Source organism: Agromyces sp. MMS24-JH15 (assembly GCF_043518605.1).
Lineage (GTDB): Bacteria > Actinomycetota > Actinomycetes > Actinomycetales > Microbacteriaceae > Agromyces.
Window position 1 is genome coordinate 1,744,563 of record NZ_CP171358.1, and the last position, 22,175, is coordinate 1,766,737.

15 protein-coding genes are annotated in these 22,175 nt (G+C 75.3%); 8 read left to right on the forward strand and 7 right to left on the reverse strand.

Going from position 1 to position 22,175, the window contains the following annotated elements; translation table 11 throughout:
* Positions 1-10: 10 nt before the first annotated feature.
* From ACDF64_RS07920 to ACDF64_RS07950, 7 genes are all read left to right on the forward strand, one after another.
* The gene (locus ACDF64_RS07920; protein ID WP_394554651.1) at positions 11-6,034 is read left to right on the forward strand and encodes an Ig-like domain-containing protein; all 6,024 of its coding nucleotides are present in this window, start codon (positions 11-13) and stop codon (positions 6,032-6,034) included.
* Between the two features lie 223 nt (positions 6,035-6,257).
* Positions 6,258-7,223, forward strand: a complete 966-nt coding sequence (locus ACDF64_RS07925) for an AAA family ATPase (protein ID WP_394554653.1) — start codon at positions 6,258-6,260, stop codon at positions 7,221-7,223.
* Positions 7,220-8,587: a DUF58 domain-containing protein gene (locus ACDF64_RS07930; RefSeq protein WP_394554655.1), complete on the forward strand. Its 1,368-nt coding sequence runs from the start codon at positions 7,220-7,222 to the stop codon at positions 8,585-8,587. Before ACDF64_RS07925 ends, ACDF64_RS07930 begins: the two co-directional genes overlap by 4 nt.
* A complete protein-coding gene (locus tag ACDF64_RS07935; RefSeq protein ID WP_394554656.1) occupies positions 8,584-11,109 on the forward strand; it encodes a transglutaminase domain-containing protein in 2,526 nt (841 codons plus the stop codon). The genes ACDF64_RS07930 and ACDF64_RS07935 overlap by 4 nt, the downstream gene beginning before the upstream one ends.
* Positions 11,106-12,515 (forward strand): DUF5684 domain-containing protein, encoded by a 1,410-nt coding sequence (locus ACDF64_RS07940; RefSeq protein ID WP_394554658.1) that lies wholly within the window; start codon positions 11,106-11,108, stop codon positions 12,513-12,515. Before ACDF64_RS07935 ends, ACDF64_RS07940 begins: the two co-directional genes overlap by 4 nt.
* Complete coding sequence (locus ACDF64_RS07945; protein WP_394554660.1) at positions 12,512-13,357, forward strand: PP2C family protein-serine/threonine phosphatase; 846 nt, start codon at positions 12,512-12,514, stop codon at positions 13,355-13,357. Before ACDF64_RS07940 ends, ACDF64_RS07945 begins: the two co-directional genes overlap by 4 nt.
* On the forward strand, positions 13,354-14,157 hold the full coding sequence (locus ACDF64_RS07950; RefSeq protein WP_394554663.1) for a hypothetical protein: 804 nt from the start codon (positions 13,354-13,356) through the stop codon (positions 14,155-14,157). The genes ACDF64_RS07945 and ACDF64_RS07950 overlap by 4 nt, the downstream gene beginning before the upstream one ends.
* Positions 14,158-14,201: 44 nt before the next feature.
* Here the strand turns inward: ACDF64_RS07950 and ACDF64_RS07955 are convergent, their stop codons facing one another.
* Positions 14,202-15,602, reverse strand: a complete 1,401-nt coding sequence (locus ACDF64_RS07955; RefSeq protein ID WP_394554665.1) for an MFS transporter — start codon at positions 15,600-15,602, stop codon at positions 14,202-14,204.
* Between the two features lie 55 nt (positions 15,603-15,657).
* Here ACDF64_RS07955 and ACDF64_RS07960 point away from each other — a divergent pair, with 55 nt between their 5' ends.
* Positions 15,658-16,620 carry a DUF5937 family protein gene (locus ACDF64_RS07960; protein ID WP_394554667.1) on the forward strand — a complete coding sequence of 321 codons (963 nt, stop codon included), beginning with the start codon at positions 15,658-15,660 and terminating at the stop codon, positions 16,618-16,620.
* 15 nt (positions 16,621-16,635) lie between these two features.
* Here the strand turns inward: ACDF64_RS07960 and ACDF64_RS07965 are convergent, their stop codons facing one another.
* The 6 genes from ACDF64_RS07965 to ACDF64_RS07990 all read right to left on the reverse strand — a co-directional run bounded on the left by ACDF64_RS07965 (position 16,636) and on the right by ACDF64_RS07990 (position 22,067).
* On the reverse strand, positions 16,636-17,067 hold the full coding sequence (locus ACDF64_RS07965; RefSeq protein ID WP_394554669.1) for a hypothetical protein: 432 nt from the start codon (positions 17,065-17,067) through the stop codon (positions 16,636-16,638).
* A gap of 86 nt (positions 17,068-17,153) precedes the next feature.
* Complete coding sequence (locus tag ACDF64_RS07970; protein WP_394554671.1) at positions 17,154-17,942, reverse strand: alpha/beta hydrolase; 789 nt, start codon at positions 17,940-17,942, stop codon at positions 17,154-17,156.
* A complete protein-coding gene (locus tag ACDF64_RS07975; protein ID WP_394554673.1) occupies positions 17,939-18,649 on the reverse strand; it encodes a YqaJ viral recombinase family protein in 711 nt (236 codons plus the stop codon). The genes ACDF64_RS07970 and ACDF64_RS07975 overlap by 4 nt, the downstream gene beginning before the upstream one ends.
* Positions 18,650-18,753: 104 nt before the next feature.
* Positions 18,754-19,551, reverse strand: coding sequence for an amidase domain-containing protein (locus ACDF64_RS07980; protein WP_394554674.1), 798 nt, complete (start codon positions 19,549-19,551; stop codon positions 18,754-18,756).
* A gap of 186 nt (positions 19,552-19,737) precedes the next feature.
* Complete coding sequence (locus tag ACDF64_RS07985; RefSeq protein ID WP_394555078.1) at positions 19,738-20,403, reverse strand: ABC transporter ATP-binding protein; 666 nt, start codon at positions 20,401-20,403, stop codon at positions 19,738-19,740.
* 164 nt (positions 20,404-20,567) lie between these two features.
* The gene (locus ACDF64_RS07990; RefSeq protein WP_394554676.1) at positions 20,568-22,067 is read right to left on the reverse strand and encodes an ABC transporter permease; all 1,500 of its coding nucleotides are present in this window, start codon (positions 22,065-22,067) and stop codon (positions 20,568-20,570) included.
* Between the last annotated feature and the right edge of the window lie 108 nt (positions 22,068-22,175).

Here is a 22,175-nt window from a genome sequence, read left to right on the forward strand (position 1 = left end):
GATCCGCCTGATGGCGAGGGGAACCGAGCGCCGCCGCCCGCGGCGCGCGATCGTCGCGGCGCTCACCGCGGGCGTCGCGGTCGTCGGCGTCGCGGCCGGATTCGCGATCACGAGCGCCGGCTACGAATCGCAGGAGGTGCCGCGCGTCGAGCCGACCGTGTGGGTCACGCGCGACGACGGGCGCTACGGCCGCGTGAACACCGACCTCGCCGAGCTCGACACCGTGCGCTCGGTCGACGAGCCGAGCGCCGTCGCGCAGGCCGGTGCGTCCGGCGTCCTCTTCAGCGGCGGTCTCCGGGAGCGGTGGACCATCGACCCGGCCTCGCCCGTCGACCTCGTCGACGACGCGGGCGACACGACCGGCGGCGACGCCGAGCCGGCCGCAGCCGGAAGCGGGCCGATCGCGGTACCGACGCCCGGCGGCACGCGCGAGGTCGTGAGTGCGGGCACGCACCTGGCCTACCGCACCGACACCGGCCAGCTCTCGATCGGCGAGCTCGGAGCCGACGAGGTCACGACCATCGACCCGTTCGCCGCCGAGGAATCGGTCGAGGGCGAGGTCGACCACGTCTACGCCGCGTCCGCGGTCGCCGTCGACGACCGGGGCCGGCTCGCCGCGTTCGCGGCGAGCGAGGGCGCCGTCCGCCGGTACGACGCCGAGTCGGCCGACTTCGTCGGCGGGCCGGTCGCGCTCGACGACGCGCCCGCCGCCGACGCACGCGTCGAGCTCGCGATGGTCGGCGGGCGGTGGGTGCTCGTCGAGCCCGGCGCCGGTCGTGCCTGGGTCGACGGGCTCGAGTCGCCCGTCGAGATCGACGTCGACGCCGACGCCGTCATCCAGGAGAGCGGTTCGCAGGGCGACGCGGCCTACCTCGCGGACGGGCGCGGACTCGTCCGCCTCGACCTCGAGACCGGGGCATCCGAGCGCGTGCTCGAGGCATCCGGCGTCCCCGCGCCGCCCGTGGTGCTCGCCGACGGGCCGGTCGCGGCGTGGCTGGGCGAGGCATCCGGCACGCTCTGGACGCCCGACGGCGGCGAACGGCCGCTCGAGGTGCCCGACGACGTGCTGCGCCAGGCCTCCGCGATCACGCCCGTGCTGCGCACGAACGGCGATCGCGCCGTGCTCAACGAGACCGGCAGCGGCCTGCTCTGGACCGCGCCCGACGGCCGGCTCATCCCGCTCGCCGAGTGGTCGGTCGACGACGACCCCGAGGAGGAGCAGGGCACGGTCGTCAGCGAGGATGTCCCGGAGGAGAAGCCGCCCGTCGCCGTCGCGGACACGTTCGGCGTGCGCGCCGGCCGGCTCGTGAGCCTCCCCGTGCTCCTCAACGACCACGACCCGAACCTCTCGGACGTGCTCACGATCGCCGCGGGCAGTGTGACCGCGACCGCGGATCCCGGGTTCGGCCAGGTGAGCGTCGTCGCCGAGAGCCAGTCGCTCGCGATCCGCGTCGACGCGACCGCCGGTTCGACCACGTTCCAGTACGCGGTCGGCGACGGCGCGATGACCTCCGAGCCCGTCACGGTCACCCTCACGGTCGTGCCCGACGACCAGAACTCGGCGCCCGAGTGGTGCGGTGTCGAGGAGTGCCGCCAGGCCTGGCCGAGTCCGCAGCTGCTGCCGGGCGGCACCGCGATCACCCCGGTGCTCGACGCCTGGGTCGACCCCGACGGCGACGCGTTCGTGCTCGCCGACGCGCACGCGGCCGAACCGGATGCGCCGGTGTCGGTCGTCGCCCGGGCCGACGGCCGGGTCGCGGTGCGGCACAGCGACCCGAACGCCGCCGACGCATCCATCCCGGTCGTGCTCACCCTGGTCGATGCGAACGGCGCGATCGCCGAGAAGACGCTCGAGGTGCAGGTGTCGGCCTCCTCGTCGCTCCAGGCCGAGGCGGTCGCCGTCACGGGCGGCGCGGGCGAGAACGTCGCCGTCGACATCGCCGACCACGTCGCGGGCGGGTCGGGCTCGTTCCGGCTCGTCGACGCGGTCGACCCGCTCGGCGGGGCGTCCGGGCTCGTCGTCACGCCCAACGCGTCGGCCGGCACGGTCGAGCTCACGGCCGAGAACCCGGGCGAGTACTCGGTGACCTACACCGTCATCGACACGCTCACGCAGTCGGAGGAGTCCGCGACGATCCGGCTCACGGTCGTCGACCGCACCGCGCCGCTCGCGATCGCGCCGATCACGGCGTTCGTCCGGCCCGGCGAGGACACGCGCGTCGACGTGCTCTCGGCCGTGCAGAACTCGACCGGGCGCGTGCTGCTGCTGAGCGACGCGTCGAGCTCGAACGGCGACCTCGGCGTCGGGATCGTCGGGGCGTCGCAGTTGCGCGTCGCGATCCCGGGCGGCATCGCGCCGGTGGGCGGCTCCGCACTCGTCGGGCGCGCGAAGGTCACCGTGACGGACGGCACCGGTGCGGCCGTCGTCGGCACGGTCGACGTCTTCCTCGCCGAGGGCGGCGGCGACGCATCCCCGATCGCGCTGCCCGACAGCGTCACGGTGCGCGCGGGCGAGCTCACCGACATCGACGTGCTCGCGAACGACGTCAGCCCGCACGGTGCCCGTCTCGTCGTGGGCGGGGACGTGGTCGGCGCGGGCGTCGACGGCGAGCTCGCGTTCGCCTCGGGCGACGTCGTGCGGTACCTCGCGCCGACCGAGGTCGGCACCTACCGGCTCGCCTACTCCGTCGCCCTCGAGAGCGACCCGTCCCGGACCGACCACGCGGCGATCACGGTGACCGTGCTCCCGGCGGGCGTCAACCGGCCGCCGCGCCCGCCGGCGCTGAGCGCGCGCGTGCTGAGCGGCCAGAGCGTCGTCATCCCCGTGCCCGTCTACGGCATCGACCCCGACGGCGACCGCGTGGTCCTGACCGGGGTCGGCCAGCCGCCCGTCGGCAGCGGGACCGCGTCGATCGGCGCCGAGGGCGACACGATCGTGTACCGCGCGCCCGGCGGCGGTGTGCCCGGCGGCCAGCTGTCGTTCGAGTACACGGTCCGCGACGGCGACGGGGAATCCGAGCACGCGACCGTGCGCGTCGGCGTGCTCGACGCCGAACTCGTCGACGCGGCACCCGTCACGTTCAGCGACTACGTGCGGGCGACGCGCGGATCCTCGGGCGCCGTGACGGTCGCTCCGCTCGGCAACGACCGCGACCCGGCGATGGGCGAGCTCGAACTCGTCGACGTCGTGCCGAACGCGCCGTCCGGCACCGCCGAGTACTCGCGGCTCGAGGCGCTCGTGGATCCCGCGACCGACCCCGGCGCGGGTCGGGTCGTGCTGCGGCCCGGCGACGTCGCGGGCACCAACTCGTACCTCTACACCGTGCGGTCGACCGCGACGTCCTCGACGGCCCAGGGGCTCATCGTGCTGAACGTGAGCGAGCAGGCCGCCACCGACCACCCGACCGTGACCGACACGGTCGTCACCGCGCGCAACCGCGGCGAGTTCGAGGACACCGGCCTCGACGTCGTGACCGGACACGTCGAGTGGGCGACCGGCGACGTCGGATCCCTCCGGCTCGAGCTCTGGGGCGCCCGCGCGAGCGGGTACCACGTCGATGGCTGGCGGATCTCCGGCGCGCTGCCGGCGCGCGGCGACCTCGTGCCGTTCCGGCTCTCGACGCCGGACGAGTCCGTCGAGGTCTACGGCGTGCTCCGCATTCCCGCGTTCGACGACCTGCCCGTCCAGCTCCGCGCCGACGTCGACCCGATCGCGGTCGGCGAGGAGAAGACGCAGTCGTTCGACGTGCGCAAGCTCCTCGACCTCGGGCCCGGCGACCGCGTCCAGTTCGGCGACGGGCCCTACACGGTCCAGCGGCAGAACTCGGCATGCCGGCGCACCGGGTCGGGCGAGGCGGAGTACCAGGCCGGTCGCGAGGCGCCCTGGACCGACACGTGCCTGGTCCCGGTGAAGCTGCAGGGGCAGGCGCGCTGGTCGGCGGTCGCGGTGCCGGTCGACATCCAGCCCAAGGACCCGCAGGCCCAGCTGACCGCCATCTCGCGGACCGTCGCGCCGGGCGCGACCGAGTCGATCGCGCTCTACGACGCGATGACCTCGTGGGAGGGCGGCCGCGTCGGCGACCGCGCGCGACTCGACTACCAGGTCGCGTTCGGCGGCAGCGCGTTCCTCCTGCACGGCTCGGGCGACCAGGTCTCGTTCGAGGCGCGCGCCGACGCGATCCCCGGCACCCGCGAGACCGCGACCGTCTCGGTCAGCGCGTTCGGCGGCATCAGCGCGACCATCACGCTGGTCGTCGGGGTCGCGCCGCCGGATGCCCCGCGCGGAGCGACGCTCACGAAGGAGTGCACCGTCACGGCGGGCCCCTGCACGATCCAGGTCGCGGGCGTCGGCGGCGAGTACGACCCGTTCGCCGGCAAGACCGGTTCGGGGCTGCAGCTCGTCTCGATCGGCTCGGGAGGTGCGGGCGTGCGCTGCGACGTGGCATCCGTCGCCGTCTCAGGCCCGACCTCGGTGGTCGCGACGTTCCCGGGCGGCCCGGTCGCCTTCGGCGGCACGTGCGCCGTGCCGTTCACCGTGAAGGACGCGCAGGGGCGCACCGGCGGCGGCATCCTCACCATCGACGTCCTCGGGTACCCGCAGCGGCCCGCGACCGTCACCACCGTCGGCTACTCGGGCGACTCCGTGACCCTCGAGGTGCCGCTCGGCGACGCCGCCAAGGCGCACCCGGCCGTCACCGGCGTCCGCATCCTCCGCGACGGCCGCGACACCGGCGCCGCGTGCAGCCCGTCGCTCGCGACCGTGTACCGCTGCATCGTCTCGGGGCTCGACAACGGCGCGGCCGTCGACCTCACCGCGCGCGCGGTCAACGCGGTCGGCGAGTCGCAGGACACGAGCCCCGTGACGACCTGGGCGTACCGTCAGCCCGAGGTCGCCGAGGTCTCGGCACGGCCCGTCTACGAGCAGGGCCGCACGGGCGTGAACAACGCGGTCGTCGAGCTCGTGATCCGCTCCTCCGGCGACACGCGCGACTTCCGGATCGTCGAGCGGAACCTGACCCTGCACCGCCAGGGCGAGGTGTCGACGTACCGGATCGACGTGTCGCCCGGCCTGCAGCTCATCACGGTCGTGCCGATCAGCCAGTACCGGCCGCCCGTCGACGGCACGTCCGACGGACGGAACGCGATCGCGGAGGTCACCGCCGCGGGTGCACCCCGGTTCTCCCGCTCGATCGGGGCGGCCGCGTCGAGCAACACGTCGATCGCGGTGTCGAACGCCGAGGTCGATGCGAACGGGAGCACCCTGCCGGGCGAGCTCGTCTACATCGCCTGGCGCAACGGGTCGGAGCCCCGCTGCGAGGTGTCCGCCTCGGGCGGCGGCCTGGTCGTCTCGGGATCCAATGCGATCACCTCGGCGTCCCCCACGATCGCCGGGCTCGACGACTACGAGTACTACGCCGTGAAGGCCTGCGCCTCGAACGGCTACGGCGTCGCGTCATCCAACACCGTCTCCGTCGTGACCTACACGAGCGCGCCGCCGCCCTCGGGCACGGCGACGTACACCGTCGCCACGACCGCGACGCAGTCGGGCAGCACGTGGAAGTACTCGCTGCAGGCCGCGCCGAGCCTCACCCCGCCGTCGTCCAAGTGGACCATCCAGTACTACCTGTACGGCGGGTGGACCACGAGCTTCGGCCTGCGCGACGACAGCGCGCCCGTCGACGTGCGCGTGCGCGCCTGCCGGCAGGCCATCGGGCAGTGCACCACCGACACCGTCGTGACCGCGGCGACCGCGCCGACCACCGTCACGGTCGACTTCCCGACCGCGTGCGTCGTCGAGGCGACGCCCGACGTCGTCCGCGTCTCCGGCGCGGCCGCCGGTGCGGCGACCGTCGAGCCCACCGTCGCCGCCGACGGGCTCACCGCCTCGATGAAGGTGACGTTCTCGGGCGCCTACGCGTCGCTCCTGCCGATCACGCAGACGATCGACGTGTGCCCGCCGCCCGAGGAGCCCGAGGACCCGGAGGAGCCGATCGACCCGCCGGTCGGCACCCGCACGCCGCCGACGACGCCCTGAATCGGGCGGGCACCCACGCATCCGCGATCCGGCGCCCGCACCGACAACCCGACCCGACGACACCCGACCCGCACCCGACCAGACACCCGACGCACCGCCCCCGACCCGCACCCGACAGACCAGACCCCGACGCACCCACCCGACCCGCCGCGCGGCCCCGCCGCCACCGCACGACCCGAGCACGGCCCGCCCCTCCGCGCGCCCCACCGAGAGGACCGCTCCCATGACGATCGCCCAAGTCCAGACGACCTGGTTCGCGGAGACGTTCTCGCTGCTCGCCGACAACATCGAGCAGTCGATCCTCGGCAAGCGGCACGTCGTCGAACTCGTCCTCGCGACCGCGATCAGCGGCGGGCACGTGCTCCTCGAGGACTACCCGGGCACGGGCAAGACGGCCCTCGCACGCGCGCTCGCGCAGACCATCCACGGCACGAACTCGCGCATCCAGTTCACGCCCGACCTGCTGCCCGGCGACGTGACCGGCGTGACGGTGTTCGACCAGCGGAAGGGTGAGTTCGAGTTCCACGCGGGCCCGGTGTTCGCGAACATCGTGCTCGCCGACGAGATCAACCGCGCGAGCCCGAAGACCCAGGCCGCGCTCCTCGAGGTCATGGAGGAGGGGCAGGTCACGGTCGACGGCGTGACCCGGCCGGTCGGGGACCCCTTCCTCGTCATCGCGACGCAGAACCCGATCGAGCAGGGCGGCACCTACCGGCTGCCCGAGGCGCAGCTGGACCGCTTCATGATCAAGACCTCCGTGGGCTACCCCGACGAGGCCGCGACGCTCCGGATCCTGCAGGGCGTCGCCGAGCCGCGACGCACGCTCGACGCCGTCGCCGGCACCGACACGATCGTCGCGATGGGCGACCTCGCGCGCGGCGTCTACGTGAACCCGCTCATCTCGGACTACATCATGCGGATCGTCGACGCGACGCGCCGGGCGACCGAGGTGCGCCTCGGCGTGAGCGTGCGCGGCGCGATCTCGCTCAGCCGTCTCGTGATGACCTGGGCCGCCGCGCACGGGCGCAGCTTCGTGACCCCGGACGACGTGCGCGAGCTCGCGCTCCCCGCGCTCTCGCACCGCCTCGTGCTCGAGCCCGAGGCCGAGTTCGACGGCGTCACCGCCCTGGCCGTCATCGGCCAGATCCTGCTCGACGTCGCACCGCCGCGGGAGAACGGCAGCCAGTGACCTTCCACACCGAGTCGCGACTGACGCGCACGGCCGCCGCCACGGGCACCCGCACCCGCGGCGGCACCGTGACGCGCGTCGCGGCGACGCGGCGCGGCGGCGTGGCCGGCGCGGTGCTCGGCTCGCGCATCGCATGGGCGCGGGTGCGCACCCGGGCTCGCGCGATCGGCGGATGGCTCGCCGAGACGGTCTCGCCGGCGGGCGGGCTGCTGCTCGCGGTCGCGGTGGCGGGCATCGTCGGCGGCCTCTCGTTCGGATGGCTCGAGGCCTGGGCGGCCGCGGCGATCTCGGGCGCACTCCTCGTCTGCTGCGCGCCGTTCCTGCTCGGCTCGCACGACTACCGCCTCGAACTCGTGCTCGATCGCGACCGCGTGGTCGCGGGCGCCGAGGTCGGGGCGCGGCTCGGGCTGCAGAACGCGGGCCGGCGCAGCTCCCTGCCGGGCGTGGTCGACATCCCGGTCGGCGCCGGACTCGTCGAGGTGCACGCGCCGCTGCTCCGCCCCGGCGCCCGCCACGACCAGCAGCTCTCGATCTCGGCCGAGCGCCGCGGCATCATCGACGTCGGCCCGATGACGGTCTCGCGCGGCGACCCGCTCGGCATCCTCCGCCGCGAGCAGCGCTGGCCCGAGGTGCAGCGCATCCACGTGCACCCCCGGACGGTCCGGCTCCCGAGCACGAGCGCGGGCCTGGTCCGCGACCTCGAGGGCACGCCGACCGGCACGCTCGTCGACGACGACCTCTCCTTCCACACCGTGCGGGAGTACGTCCGCGGCGACTCGCAACGGCACGTGCACTGGAAGGCGACCGCGAAGACCGGGCGCCTGATGGTCCGCCAGTACGAGGAGTCGCGGCACGCGCGGATCGCGGTCCTGCTCGACGTCGACCTCGACGAGTACGTCGACGAGGACGAGTTCGAGACCGCCGTGAGCGTCGCCGCGTCGCTCGGCCAGCAGGCGGTGCTCGAGGGCCGCGACGTCACGGTCGGCATGGGCGGCGAACTGCCCGAGTTCGGCGACGAGGTGCACTCGCTGCGGACGATCCCGACGCTGACGCCCCGCACGCTCCTCGACGCGATGTCGGGGGTCGTCGGCGTCGAGCGCGCGACGCCGATCGAGGCATCCGCGTCGCTGGCCGCGCAGACCTGCCACGGCCTCTCCATCGTCTTCCTCGTCACCGGGTCGCGCACGCCGGTCCAGCGGCTCCGCCAGGCCGGGAACGCGTTGCCGCCGGGCGTCGCCGCGATCGCCGTGCGCAGCGAACTCGGCGCGGAGCCCGGCATCCGCTCGGCCCGCGAGGTCACGGTGCTCACGATCGGCGCGCTCGGCGACCTCAGCCGCATGCTCGCCCGCGGGGTGATCGGATGACCCGGGCGGAGCGTGCCGCCGGGCGCCGGCGCGCGCCGCGCCGAGCGGGCGAGGAGACCGGCATCGCACTCGTCGGTTTCGGCTACCTCGTCGCGGGCGCCGCGATCGCGGCATGGTCGGCGTGGCCGCTGCACGGGACCTGGCGCGTGTGGCTGGTGCTCGGCGCGGGCGTGCTCGTCGGCACGGGCGCCGCGCTGCTCGGCCGGCGCGCGGGCGGGCTCCTCGGCGCGTGCACGACCGTGCTCCTCGCGATCGCCGGCTACCTGCTCGTGGTCGTGCCGGTCGCCGTGCCCTCCGCGCTCGGCGACGTGGACCACCTGCTGCGGGGCATCCGCGACGGCCTCACCGGCACCGTGCTCGGCTGGAAGCAGGTGCTCACGGTCGAGCCGCCGCTCGGCGACTACCAGGCCGTGCTCGTGCCGCTCCTCGTCGTCGCCGTCGTCGCCTCGACCGTCGCCGCGTCCCTCATCGCGCGCGGGGGGCGCGCGGCGCCCGTCGCGGCGCTGCCCGTGATGGCGATGGCCGTCTACGGGATCGCGTTCGGCACGGCAGCCGAGGGCGCGTCCTGGCAGCTCGGCCCGCTCGCGGTGCCGGGCGGCCGCGAGGTCGCGATCGGCGTCGCGAGCCTCGCGCTCGGCGCGGGCTGGCTGCTCCTGCGGAGCCGGATGCGCCGGGCCAGGGCGCTCGCGCGTGCGCGCGCGGGGACCGTGCGGCAGGGCGCCGCGTCCACCTGGATCACCGTTCGGCGGAACGCCGTCGCCGTGTCGCTGCTCGTCGTCGCGCTCGTGGCGGGTGTCGCCGCGGTCCCCGCGGTCGGGTCGGTCGCCGAGCGGTCGGTGCTCCGCGACGCGGTGGAGCCGTCGATCGTCGTGCAGCGCCAGCCCAGCCCGCTGAGCGACTACCGGTCGTGGTTCCGGGCCTCGACCCTCGACGAGCCCGTGATCGAGGTGAGCGGCGACCTCGACGCGTTCGACCGCATCGCGTTCGCCACGCTCGACGAGTACTCGGGCGAGGTGTTCCACGTCGATCCCGACACCCGCTACACGCGCCTCGTCCGCGGCGACGCCGGCGGCGACGACCTCGCCGCACTGCACGTCGAGATCGGCGACGCGTACTCGGGCCTGTGGGTGCCCGCGCCCGAGGGGCTCGCGGCCGCGCCGGCGTTCGAGGGCGGACGCGCCGAGCAGCTCGCCGACGGGTTCCACGCGGCCGCGACCGGGTCCGCGATCGAGATCGCCGGGACCGGGGACGCGATGGGCCTGCGGCCCGGCGACGCGTACCGGCTGGTCGCAGAGCGCGCGGATGCCTCGGCCGACGCCGACGCCGCGTTCGCGTCCGCCCCCGGGTCCGACAACGGCCTCGACCCCGAGACCTACCCGTCCCTCACGGCCTGGCTCGAGCTCCAGGAGGTGCCGCGCACGGGCGCGGGCTATCTCGACCTCGTCGACCGGCTGCGGGCGCGGGGCTACCTCAGCCACTCGGTCCTCGCCGACGACGCGTCGGCGAACTGGATCGCCGCGCTCGGCGCGCAGGGCGGGTATTCGTTCGAGCCGAGCTACGCGGGCCATTCGCGCGCCCGGATCGAGGAGCTGTTCGCGGAACTCGTCGACCAGCAGCGGCTCGCCGGCGCGGACCCGCCCGACGCGGCACTGGTCGCGGCGGTCGGCGACGACGAGCAGTTCGCGGTCGCCGCGGCGCTGCTCGCGCGCGCGCTCGGCTTCGACTCGCGCGTCGTGCTCGGCATGCGGCTTCCCGGCGCGGACCCGGTTCCCGGCATCCCGTCGTGCGACGGGACCTGCACGGGTGCCTCCATGACGGCCTGGGCCGAGGTGCGCGCGGCCGGCGGCGACTGGATCGCGGTGGATGCCTCGCCGCAGTTCACGGCCGCGCCGTCGCCGATCATCGCGGGCGTGCAACTGCCGGAGCATCCGACCGTGCCCGACGACGAGCGCAGCGAGCCGATCGAGCCGCCGCGCGCCGAGAGCGAGTCGACGGATGCCGCCGCCCCGCCCGCGGTCGTCGACGCCGCCGGGCCGCCCGCCTGGCTGGGCGCGGTCCGCTGGGCCGCCATCGGCGCGGGCGCGCTCGTGCTGGCACTGCTCCCGCTGGTCGCGCTGTTCGCGGCGCGGGCGATGCGTCGCCGGTCGCGCCGCGGATCCGGCGATCCCGAACTGCGGGTGGTGTCGGCGTGGGAGGAACTGCAGGACCTCTACGTCGAAGCCGGCGTGGCGATGCCCCCGACCGGGAGCCGGGCGGTCGCCGCCGCGGCGACGGGTCGGCCCGCGGCCGCCGAGCTCGCACGCCTGGTCGACCTCGCGGTCTTCGCCCCGCACCCGCCCGCCCCGGAGGTCGCCGACGCGGCCTGGGCGATCGTCGACGACGAGCGCGCGCGACTGCGCGGCGCGCTCGGCCCGGTCGCCCGGCTCCGAACCTCCCTCACGCTCCGCGCAGCGGTCGAACGACTGCGCCCCCGTCCCGGCTCGGGCCCAGGGCCCGCCCGTCCGAAGGAGATCACCCCGTGACCGATCCCGCCGCCGCCCAGGCGCTCGCCCTCCTCGGCGTGCTCCTCCTGGTCTGGAGCCTCATCGGCGTCGCCGTCTACATCTGGACCGGCATCGCGTTCGCGAAGCTGTTCGCCCGGCTCTCGGCGGAGCCGTGGCGGGGCTGGGTGCCCGTGCTCAACGTCGCCGAGGTGTTCGCGCTCGCCGGGATGTCCCGCTGGACCGTCCTGCTCCTCGCGGTGCCGGTCGTGAGCCTGTACGGCCTGTGGCGGTTCGGCGTCGCGGCGCACCGCATCGGCGCGTTGTTCGGCCGCGGCGTCGGCTTCGCGGTCCTCGCGGTCTTCGTGAGTCCGCTCTGGGCGACGCTGCTCGCGTTCAGCCGGGTCGCGCCGGATCACGACCGCGGTCGATTCGAGCCGGTGCCGGATGCGAGCCTCGGGTGGCTCGCGACCGGGCCGCTCGCCGACCTGTCGGCGGGGAACGGCGGGGCGCCGGCTCCGGTGGCGCCTGCCCCCGTCTCGGTGGTGCCCGTTCCGGTGGTGCCGGCGCCGGTCGAGTTCGCATCGGTCGCGCCCGCGCCGGCGCCCGTCGCGCCCGCGTTCGCACCGGTCGAGCCAGTGTTCGCTCCGCCCGCGCCCGCCCCGGTCGGACTCGAGGCGGCGCAGGTCCCGGCCCCGGCTCCGGCTCCGGCTCCGGCCCAGGTCCCGCTCCCGATCCTCGCTCCGGCCCCCGCCGCGGCGTCGGACGACCGCGCACCCGTCCCGCCGGTCGTCCCGCTGAGTGCGTGGGCGCCGCCGCGGGCGCAGGCCGGATGGCCGGCCGCTCCGTCGACGTCCGCCGACGCGCCGCCGGCGCCGGCCGCCGATGCGGAGGAGCCGGCAGCGTTCGCGGCACACGCCGAGGTCGAGGCATCCTTCGACTTCGCCGCGGCCGCGACGATCGTGCCCGGCGGCCAGATGTCCGCCGTGCTGCTCGCCGAGGCGCCGGCAGTCGCCGAGGCGCCGGCCGCCCCCGCGGCCCCCGCGGCCGCGGCGGCCACGCCCGCGCCGGTCGTCGAGGAGGACGACTACGAGGTGACCGTGGTCGTCGATCGGCGCCCGCGCGTGACCTGGCTCCTCCTGATCGAGGACGGCCCGTCGCAGGTCCTCGCCGCCGACCGCGTGGTGCTCGGCCGGAACCCGCTCGCCGCCGACGGCGAGCAGGCGCTCGCCGTGCCGGACCCGACGCGCACGCTCTCGAAGACCCACGCCCGACTCGAACTCGAGGACGGCCGCTGGACCATCACCGACCTCGGGTCGACCAACGGCGTCCTCATCGACGAGGGCGGTGTGGAGCGACTCGTCGACGCGCACGTCGCGGTGCCGGCGACCGGCCGGTTCGTCCTCGGCGAGGTCGGCATGCGCATCGAGATCGCGGACGAGCCGTGAACGCCGGCCCCGCTCCGGTGATCCTCGCCGTCGGCACGGCGACCGACCGCGGACGTCGCCGCCAGGTGAACGAGGACTCGTTCCTGGCCGAGGCGCCGGTCTTCCTGGTCGCCGACGGCATGGGCGGCTACGAGGCGGGCGACCGCGCGAGCCGGGCGGTCGCCGACGCCTTCCGCCGGCACGCGGCCGGCGGGCCGCGGGCGACGCTGGAGTCCGTCCGGGACGCCCTCATCGCCGCCGACGACGCGGTGGCGGACGTCGCGTCCGAGACCTCGCGCGGCGCGGGAAGCACGGTCACGGGCATCGCGCTCGTCGACGACGACGGCGTGCCGAGCTGGCTCGTCTTCAACGTCGGCGACTCGCGCGTGTACCGGCACCTCGGCACCGAGCTCCACCAGGTCACGGTCGACCACTCGCTCGTGCAGGAGCTCGTCGACGACGGCGCGCTCAGTCGCGAGGAGATGCAGGGCTACGCGAAGCGCAACGTCATCACGCGCGCGATCGGCGCGGCCGACAGCTCGGCCGACAGCTGGCTCCTGCCGGTCACGAACGGCGAGCGGATGCTCCTGTGCAGCGACGGGCTCACGTCGGAGGTGACCGACGAGGCGATCCGCGCGACCCTCACGATGGCGGGGCGCCCCGAGTCGGCCGCGGAGGCGCTCGTCGCGCGGGCCAACGAGGCGGGCGGCCGCGACAACATCACGGTCGTGGTGGTCGACGTCGTCGCCGGCGGTCGCCGCGTCGACCTCGAGGATGCCTCGGCCTCCGGCTCCGACGTCCCGTCGTTCGATCCCGAACTCGACGGCACGACTGTTCCCGTGCGCGCGGGGAGCGCGGCGTGAGCTCGCACGTGGATCACTCGGACGTCGACCCGGACGGCGCGGAGCGGACCGTGATCGTGGACCGCGACGAGTTCGAACGGACGGTGATCGTCGATCGGGATCCGATCGAGCGGACCGTGATCGTGGACCGCGGTCCCGGTCGCGTCCTCGGGCCCGAGGACTTCGGCGTGCCCGAGGAATTCGGCGGGCCGGCCGACCCGGGCGGCCCCGAGGAGACCGTCGTCGTCGCCCGCCGGCACCCCGGTCCCGTCGACCGGGACGGAGTCGAGGACCGCACGGTGGTCGTGGGTCGCCGGGACGCCGACGACGAGGCGGATCGCACCGTCGTGGTCGGTCGAGCCGGTCACGCGACGGATCCGGGCGTCGGGCCCGGAGCATCCTCCGGCGCTTCCGCCGGCACATCCTCGGATGCCGCGCCCGGCGCGGACGCGGCCGTGGACGACGCCGCGACCGGCGTGAGCGCGCGCGCGCCCAGGCCGGGCGCCGGGCGTCGCGGCGCGGGCGCGCGCCGCACGCTCAGCCCGGCCCCGCTCGACCCGGCGACGCTCCGCCCCTCCGTGCCCGGACGCGGCGCGGGCGCCGTCGAGGCGTACCCGCCGCGCGCGGTGCCGTTGCGGGCGGCGCATCCGCCGCAGGTGACCGACGCCGAGACCCCGTCCCGCGATCTCTCCGCGCTCGCGCCCTCGGCGGCCCGGCGATCGCGTCGCGTCGCGGCCGCGGGGGTCGCCATGGTCGCGGGTGCGGCCGTCGTCTCCGTCGCGGGCCTCGCCGCGCTCGGGCTGCTCGCCCTCGCGGGCTGACGCCGGCGCCCCAGCTCAGCCCACCCCGGAGCGCCGCCCGGACGCTACGACCCGGCTGTCGCGGTGCGCGCGGTGCGCGCGGCGCGCCGCGCGATCGCGCGCGTGCCGAGGCCCGCCGCGAGGAACACGGCGGCGAGGATGCCCCAGCCGAGGGTGCCGAGCGACTCGGTCGTCCCGGCGACCACGAGCGGTGCGGCCATGGCGCCGATCGAGAACCCCGCCCCGAACACGCCCTGGTAGGTGCCCACGCGCACCGGGTCGGCGAGTTCGAAGCCCAGGCCCCAGCCGCCGGCCTGCGAGAGCACCTCGGCGAACGCGTGGGCGATCGCGGCGAGCACGATGACCGCGGCGGCGAACCATGCCGGCAGGCCGGCTGCCGTCGCGTACACCGCGCACGCCCCGGCCATGAGCCACGCGGCGATCCCGCTCACGCGTCCGGCGACCCGCAGGTCGTGCGTGCCCCGCGAGAGCGGCACCTGGAAGCAGACGACGATCGCGGTGTTGATGAACCCGAGGACGGCGACCAGCACGACCGGGGCATCCGTCTCGTTCGTGATCCAGAGCGGCACGGCCAGTTCGCCGACGCCGAACTGCATGCCGAACACCGCGGTCAGCGCGGTGAGCAGGAGGTAGCGGGGGTCGCGGAACGGCGAGTGCGCGGCAGCGGCGCGGCGCAGGGCGCGACGGTTCGCGACCGCGTCGATCGATCCGGTCGCGGTGCGGATCTCGCCGACCGGCGCCTCGGGCCGGAGGTCGACCGAGGCAGGCAGCCGCACGAGGCGGACGAGCGCGAGCAGGTACGCGAGCCCCGCGACCACGAGCAGGATGCGGTACGCGTCCGGGGTGCCGATCGCGAGCGCGATCGCGCCGATGCCCGACCCGACGGCGATCGAGACGTTCGTGACGGTCCGCAGCACCGCGCGCGCGTGCACGCGGGTCTCGGGCGCGAACGCCCGCGCGAGGATCGCCATGCGCGCCGAGTTCGCGGCCTGTCCGAAGGTGCCGACGGCCAGGCCCACCGTGAGCGCGGCGACGAAGTCGCTCGCGGCCGCGTACCCGAGGATCCCGAGGCCATCGAGGGCCGTGAATGCGAAGAGCAGCGGGCGGGCGGGGAGGCGGTCGGCGAGCCAGCCGCCGCCGAAGGAGGCGACGACCCCCGCGGCGCTCGACGCCGAGAGGATGATCGCGACCTCGCCGGCCGACAGGCCGACGATGAGCGTGAAGTAGAGCACGCTGACCGTGAGGACGATGCCGCGGCCGACCCGCCCGATGAGCGTGGCCGTCACGAGGATCCGCAGGACGGGGTCGGTCACGGGCCCGAGGATGCGGCCGAGCGTGCGTGCGAGGAGGCCGTGCGCGGGGCGCTGGACGGGCGCGCCAGCGTCGACGGATGCCTCGGCGGGCAGGACGCCGGTGTCGGATGAGTGGGAGGACGCGGGCGGCACGGATCAGTTCTGCCAGAGGCATCCGCGCGGTGGAATCGATGTAGCGTTGAGCTTCATGTTGCGGTACCTGCTGACCGAGGGCGACGTCGCCGACGTGCGCTTCGGGCTCTCGCCGCTGTGCGAGCTCGGGCTGTCGCTCCGCGCGGTGCGCGACCCCGCCCGGTACCCGCTCCAGCTCGGGTGGGTTCGGCGCACGCAGGCTGCGCGCGCCGACCTCGACGCCGCGGTGCTCGACGCCCTCATCGACGACCGCCTGTGGACGCCGGACTTCCTGAACCCCCGACCCTCGTCGCCGATGACGAGGCTCGAGGACGAGTTCGCCGCACTCCTCGAACTCCCGGCGGAGGCCTTCCACGCCGACCTCGTCGCGGTGCACGGGCGCGTGCCGGACGTGCTCGCGGGCCCGGTGCGGCCCGCGCTGCGCCGCGTCGTCGCGGTCCTGGCCGACCTCTGGGAGGCCTCGTTCGAGCCGTACTGGCCGCGCATGCGCACGGTGCTCGAGGCGGACATCGTGCATCGCGGCCGGCAGGTCGCGCAGTCCGGGCTCGCGTCGATGCTCAACGCGCTGTCGCCCACCGTCGAGTACGCCGGCGGCGAGGTCCGAGTCCGCCTGCGCGCCCCGGGCGACCGGACCCGGCCGATCGGCGGCGAGGGCCTCATGCTCGTGCCGACCCTGTTCACCCGGAACGCGTCGGCGCCGGTCGGCGACGGCCCGCCGATGGTCCTGTATCCGGCACGCGGCCAGGGCGGGCTCTGGGAGGCCGAGCGCGTGCCGCCCCCCGGCGCCGTCGCAGCGGTGCTCGGCGAGGTGCGAGCGGGCCTGCTCGCCGCGCTCGGCGATCCCGCGTCATCGACCGAGCTCGCGGTCCGGCTCGGCGTCACCACCTCGGCCGTGAACCAGCACCTGCGGGTGCTCCGCGCCGCGGGGTTGCTGACGTCGACGCGCTACGGGCGCAGCGTGCTCTACCTGCGCAGCGACCTGGGCAGTGCGTTCCTGGCGGGGCCCGCCGGCGGCTGAGACGTGCCGCCGGGGTCAGCGCGGCGATTCGGCGTACGGTCCGGCCTCGACCGCGTAGCCGCCGGCGCGGAGCGCACCGAGGGCCTCCTCGACGATGCCGTCGTAGAACGGGAAGGCCGTGAGGCGGGGAACGACCCAGCGGGCGTCGAGGCGAACGGTCGACGGGCCGACCCTCGTCGCCGTCACCGGGATGTCGTACTGCCAGCTCCGCAGCGTGGGCAGCAGGTCGAGCGCGAGCCATCCGCCGAGCGTGCCGCGCAGGATGCCGCCGGAGATCAGCTCGATCCGGTCGCCGTCGGCGTGCCTGACCCGGAACCGCCGGCTCGCGAACGCGGTGCGGAGCGCGCCGAGGACCTCCTCCGCCGGGCCGTCGATCGAGATCGTGCGCGTCGGGTTGATCGGCCACTGGGACGGCGGCGGCGACTGCGACTGCGACGTGGTCGTCAAGGGCGCGCTCCTCGGCGGGGTTCGGGACGGTTCGTTCGAGTGTAGGCGGGACGCGCCACGCCGCGATGCGGGGTATGGAGGGACGCTCAGTCCGCGGTCGCCGCGAGCCACCGCCCGACCGACTCGCGCGCCGCCTGCACCTGCGCGGGCGGGCCGTCGTCGCGCGCGGGCAGCACCTCGAGCGGCGCCCCGAGACCGCCGGCCCAGCGTTCGGCGAGGGGCAGCGGATGCACCGGGTCGCGCGGCGCGCCGACGACGAGCGAGCGGATGCCCCGGGTCGCGAGCCCGCCGAGCTCGGCGTCGTCCGCGAAGGCGCGGTTGCGCGGCACCTCGACGAGCCGCACGGCGCGCTCGGCCGCGGCGGGTGCGGCGAACTGCCCGAGCAGCGCTCGGGCGCCGGCGGGCGACTCGTGCTCGACCCGCGCGAACAGGTCGGTCGCGTGGAACGCCTCGATCGCGCTCGAGCCCGGCGGGTACTCGGCGCGCAGGAGTTCGCCGATCACGGGGAACGCGCGCAGGTTGGGCGGCAGTGAGCGGTCGCCGAAGGCGGGCCGGACGAACACCGCGCGGCGCACGTCGAGCAGCCCGTCGAGCGCGATCCGGAGGGCGAGCGCCGCACCCATCGAGATGCCGATGACGGTGAGCGGCCGGGTCGCGTCGGCGAGCTCGGTGCGCGCGGCGTCGGCGACCTCGGCCGCGAGCCGGTCGAACGCGAAGTCCTCGGGGTCGCCGACGACCGGCGAGTCGCCGTGCGCGCGCACGTCGAGCGCGACGATCCGGTCGTCGTCGTCACCGGTCGCGGCGATCGCGGGGGCGAACCACTCGAGCGGCTGCCGACGGTCGGAGCCCAGCCCGTGCAGCAGCAGGAAGCTCACGCGAGCGCGCCCGGCCGATAGAACGAGCGGTCGCGGGCGGGCGGCTGGACGGGCGGGGCCGTCGGTGCGATCGCGGCGAGGAGGTCGTCGGCGAGCGAGATGAGGATCGCGATCTGGTCCTCGTCGCGGTCGACCCAACGGCATTGCGGCTCGCCGACCGGCACGAACCCGTCGTGCTCTTCCCACACGACGAGGGTGCGCTCGGCGCCGAGCACGTACTGCTGCCACCACACCTGGCGCAGGTAACCGCGCGGGATGCCCCGCCAGGGCTTGGACGTCGTCTTGATCTCGCACAGCTCGAGTCGCCCGCCGGGCGCGACGCGCAGCCCGTCCGGCGTCGCGAGGTGCCGCCGTTCCCGCTCGGCGTGGAACAGCAGGGTGGACGGCGTGATGCCGTGCTGCTCGCGCGCCCATCCCGCGATGACGGGCTCGCGCTCGCGGCCGTGGTCGGTGTACCGGCTGCCGCCGAACGCGCGGCTGCCGCCGTGGACCTTCTCCCACGCCGCGGTGCGCACCGACTGGGGCGACGCGAGCTTCGCGGCATCCGTCGCGGTGACGCCCTGCGCGCGGGCGCGGAGCCACGCGACCCGGTCGCCCGAGTCCGCGACGACGCGACGCTCGTGCGGGAGCGGCTCGCGGACGGCCGCCGCGACCGCAGGGGCACGCTCGTCCAGGTCGAAGAGCGCGAACGGCTGCGGGTCGGTCACCCTCCGAGCGTACCCGGCGGGTCCGTCGACGGGGGATGCCGCGACCGCGCGGCTCGGTCGTCGACGAGCCCGCGATGCGGGGCACGCGTCGCGAGACGCCCGCCCTACTCCGGGATGCTCCAGTAGGTCGCGACGCCGCCGGGGTGGATCTCGTGGATCGCCTGGTCGACCGTGCGGTCCCAGGTGGCATCCGTGTGGCCCGCGTACTCGATCGAGATCGTGCCGTCCGGCTGCGGGATCACCGCGGTGACGATGCCGGTGTGGTCGCGGTCGCCCGAGTCGTCCCAGTCGAACTGCACGATGTCGCCGACCTTCACCTGGGCGCGCTGGTCGTCGGTCAGGGCGGTCGCCCGCTCGGGGTGCGCTTCGAGGTAGTCACGGAACGCGGTCGAGCTGATCCACGCCTCCGAGTGCGCGTACGCGTCGTCGCCGGGCTCGTACCACCACTCGTCGTCGGTGGTCCAGCCGCGCGCCAGGAGCGACTGGCTCGCGAAGTTCACGCAGTCGCTCTCCTCGAGGTATCCGAACTCGGCGCTGTCCGTGTCCTGCCAGTGCGCCTGGGCCCAGGCGAGCTGCGCCGCGACCGGCGCCGAGACCACGTCGGCCGCGGCACCGGATGCCCCGTCGGAGGCGGTCGTGCGCGTGCCGCCGGCGACGGCATCGGATGCCCCGGTCGTGGCATCCTGCCCGCCCAGCGCCGCGCCGAGCGCGAGGGCGCCCGTCGCGAGGCCGGCGGCGGCGAGCGTCGCGGCGGCCGCGACGGCGAGCACCGCGCCGGCGCGGCGCGGCGCGGGCCCCGGAGCCTGATCGGCCGGGTCGGCGGGGAGGCGCTCGGCGAGGGTCGTGCGTCCGGGCTCGCGCAGGTCGGGGGAATCGGGCTGGTGGGGGAGCTGGGTCGACATCGCGACCGACGCTAGGAGGGGAGGCTGTGCGTCCCCCCTGCATCCCGTAGGAATCTCCGGTGCCCCGGCGGTGCCGGTTGCGCGCATCCGACGCTCGGGACGGCCGGATGCCGCGACGGGGGAGGTGTCCCGTCGCGGCATCCGCCGTTCCGCCCGCCGCACCCGATCCGGCGGGCGGGGCATCCGTCACCGCTCGGTGACGGTGCCGTTCTTGATGTGCAGGCGGCGCTCCGCCCGCTTCGCCACCGCGGAGTCGTGCGTGACGATGATGAGCGTCAGCCCGCGGTCGCGCCAGAGCCCCTCGAGGAGGTTCAGGATCTCGTCGCGGGTCTCCTCGTCGAGGGCGCCGGTCGGCTCGTCGGCCAGCAGCACGACGGGCTCCTTGACGAGCGCGCGGGCGATCGCGACGCGCTGCTGCTGGCCGCCCGAGAGCTCCCCGGGCACGTGCCCGGCGCGCTCGGCGAGCCCGACGGAGGCGAGCGCCTCCGCCGCCCGGCGACGGCGCTCGGCGGCCGGGACGCCGAGCGGCTCGAGCGCGGTCTCGACGTTCTCCTGCGCGGTGAGCGTCGGGATCAGGTTGAACGACTGGAAGACGAACCCGATCTCCTTCGCCCGGATGCGGCCGAGCTTGCCGTCGGGCAGGTGCGAGAGCTCGTCCGCGCCGAGGCTGATCCGGCCGCCGGTCGGCCGGTCGAGCGCGCCCAGCATCTGCAGCAGCGTGGACTTGCCGCCGCCGGTCGGGCCCTGGATCGCGACGAGCTGGCCCGCCGGGATCTCGAGCGAGACATCCTTCAATGCGGTCACGGTGCGCTTGCCCGAGTACTGCTTCGTCACGTTCTCGAGCCGGTACATCTCGGCTCCTCTCTGCGGTCGGGTGGATGCGTCGGGCGAGGTGGATGCCTCGGGCCGGAATGCTGCGGGCCGAACTGCCTCGGTCGCGGCGGTGTCGACGGCTGGGCCCACGCGGCCGGAGGCTCCGGGCGCCGCGTCAGCGGCGGTCGGAGTGGACGCGGGGATCATGCGACGCTCCGCAGCGCCTCGGCCGGCCGCAGCCGGGATGCCCGCCAGCCGCCGATCGCGCCCGCGAGGAGTCCGCCGAGGACCGCGAGGCCGATGGCGATCGCGATGACGCCGACCGTGACGGGGGCGTTGAGCACGACCTCGGTCGTGGAGTTCGCGGCCTCCGCCGCGCGCCCGAACGGACCGCCGACCTGACCGCCCGGACCGCCCTGGCCGCCGGGACCGGCCGCCAGCGAGCCGCCGGTGGCGCTGCCGCCGAGGGTCGGGCCGATGAGGTTGATGATCCAGATGCCGGCGAGGCCGACCACGAGGCCGACGGTGCCGCCGATGAGGCCCTGCACGAGCGACTCGCCCGCGACCTGCCCGGTGATGCGGCCGTTCGACCAGCCGATCGCCTTCAGGGTGCCGAACTCGCGCGTGCGCCGCGTGACGCCCTGGATGGTGAACAGGATCGCGATGAGGAACGCCGCGGCGAGCACCGCGATCGACAGCCACAGGCCGAGGTTCGCGATGAGGCTGGAGGCGCTGGCGAGCGACCCCGAGACGTTCGACGCGAGGTCGGACTGCGAACTCACGGTCGCGTCGGGCAGTGCCGCCTCGATGTCGGCCTGCACGGCCGAGATCTGGTCGCTCGAGGTGGCCTGGACGTAGATGCTCGAGACCATGCCGTCCTCGCCGGACAGCGACTGGGCGAGGTCGAGCGGGATGTACGCGTTCGACGCGGTCGACGCGTCGGCCGAGGTCGAGGTGACCGTGCCGATGACCTCGAAGTCGGTGCCGCCGATGTTCAGCGTGTCGCCGACGGCGAGTTCCGCGCTGGTCGCGTAGTCGGCGTCGAGCACGACGACGGCCTGGCCGGCGTCGGATGCCTCGAGCCCGCGCCCCTCGGCGAGCTCGACCGACGACAGCGGGCCGACGGCGTCGCCGGCCGGGTCGATGCCCAGCACGGTGAAGTTGTCGACGTCGAAGGCGCTGCCCCCGGCGCCGTCGAAGCCGCCCTGCGGGGGCTGCTGCTGGGTCTGGTCGGTCGAGGGTCCCTGCTGCGAGCCGTCGCCGCCCTGCTGGAAGTCGGGCAGCTCGCCCGAGAACGAGATGTTGTTCAGCGACAGCGCGGCGGACGCGGCGGAGACGCCGTCGACGCCCTGCACGGTCTCGAGGGCGGACGCGTCGAACGTCGAGCTGCCGAACCCGGCGGTGAGCCGGGACTGGCTGACCTGGGTCGAGCCGTCGGTGGTCGTGCCGTCGTCGGCGCCGAACTCGAAGCGCTGCGGACCGCCATCGCCGCCCTCCTCGGGCGGGGTCGGCGTCTGGCTCACGGTGAGGTCGGTGCCGACGCCGTAGACGGACTGCAGGACGGACGCCTGCGCGTCGCGCACGCCCGCCGAGACGGAGTTCACGATCATGACCAGCGCGATCGCGAGTGCCATGCCGATCGCGATGATCGCGGTCTGTCTGCGGCGCCCGGCGAGTTCGCGCCGAAGGTAGGTGAAGAACATGGGGATCCCTGGGGTCGGGGTGCGGGCACCGGTCGGTGCCGCCGCGCTCGACCGTACGGATCCCGCCTTTGCCGACCCTTTCCCGTTCCTATGGATGCGCCATGCGTG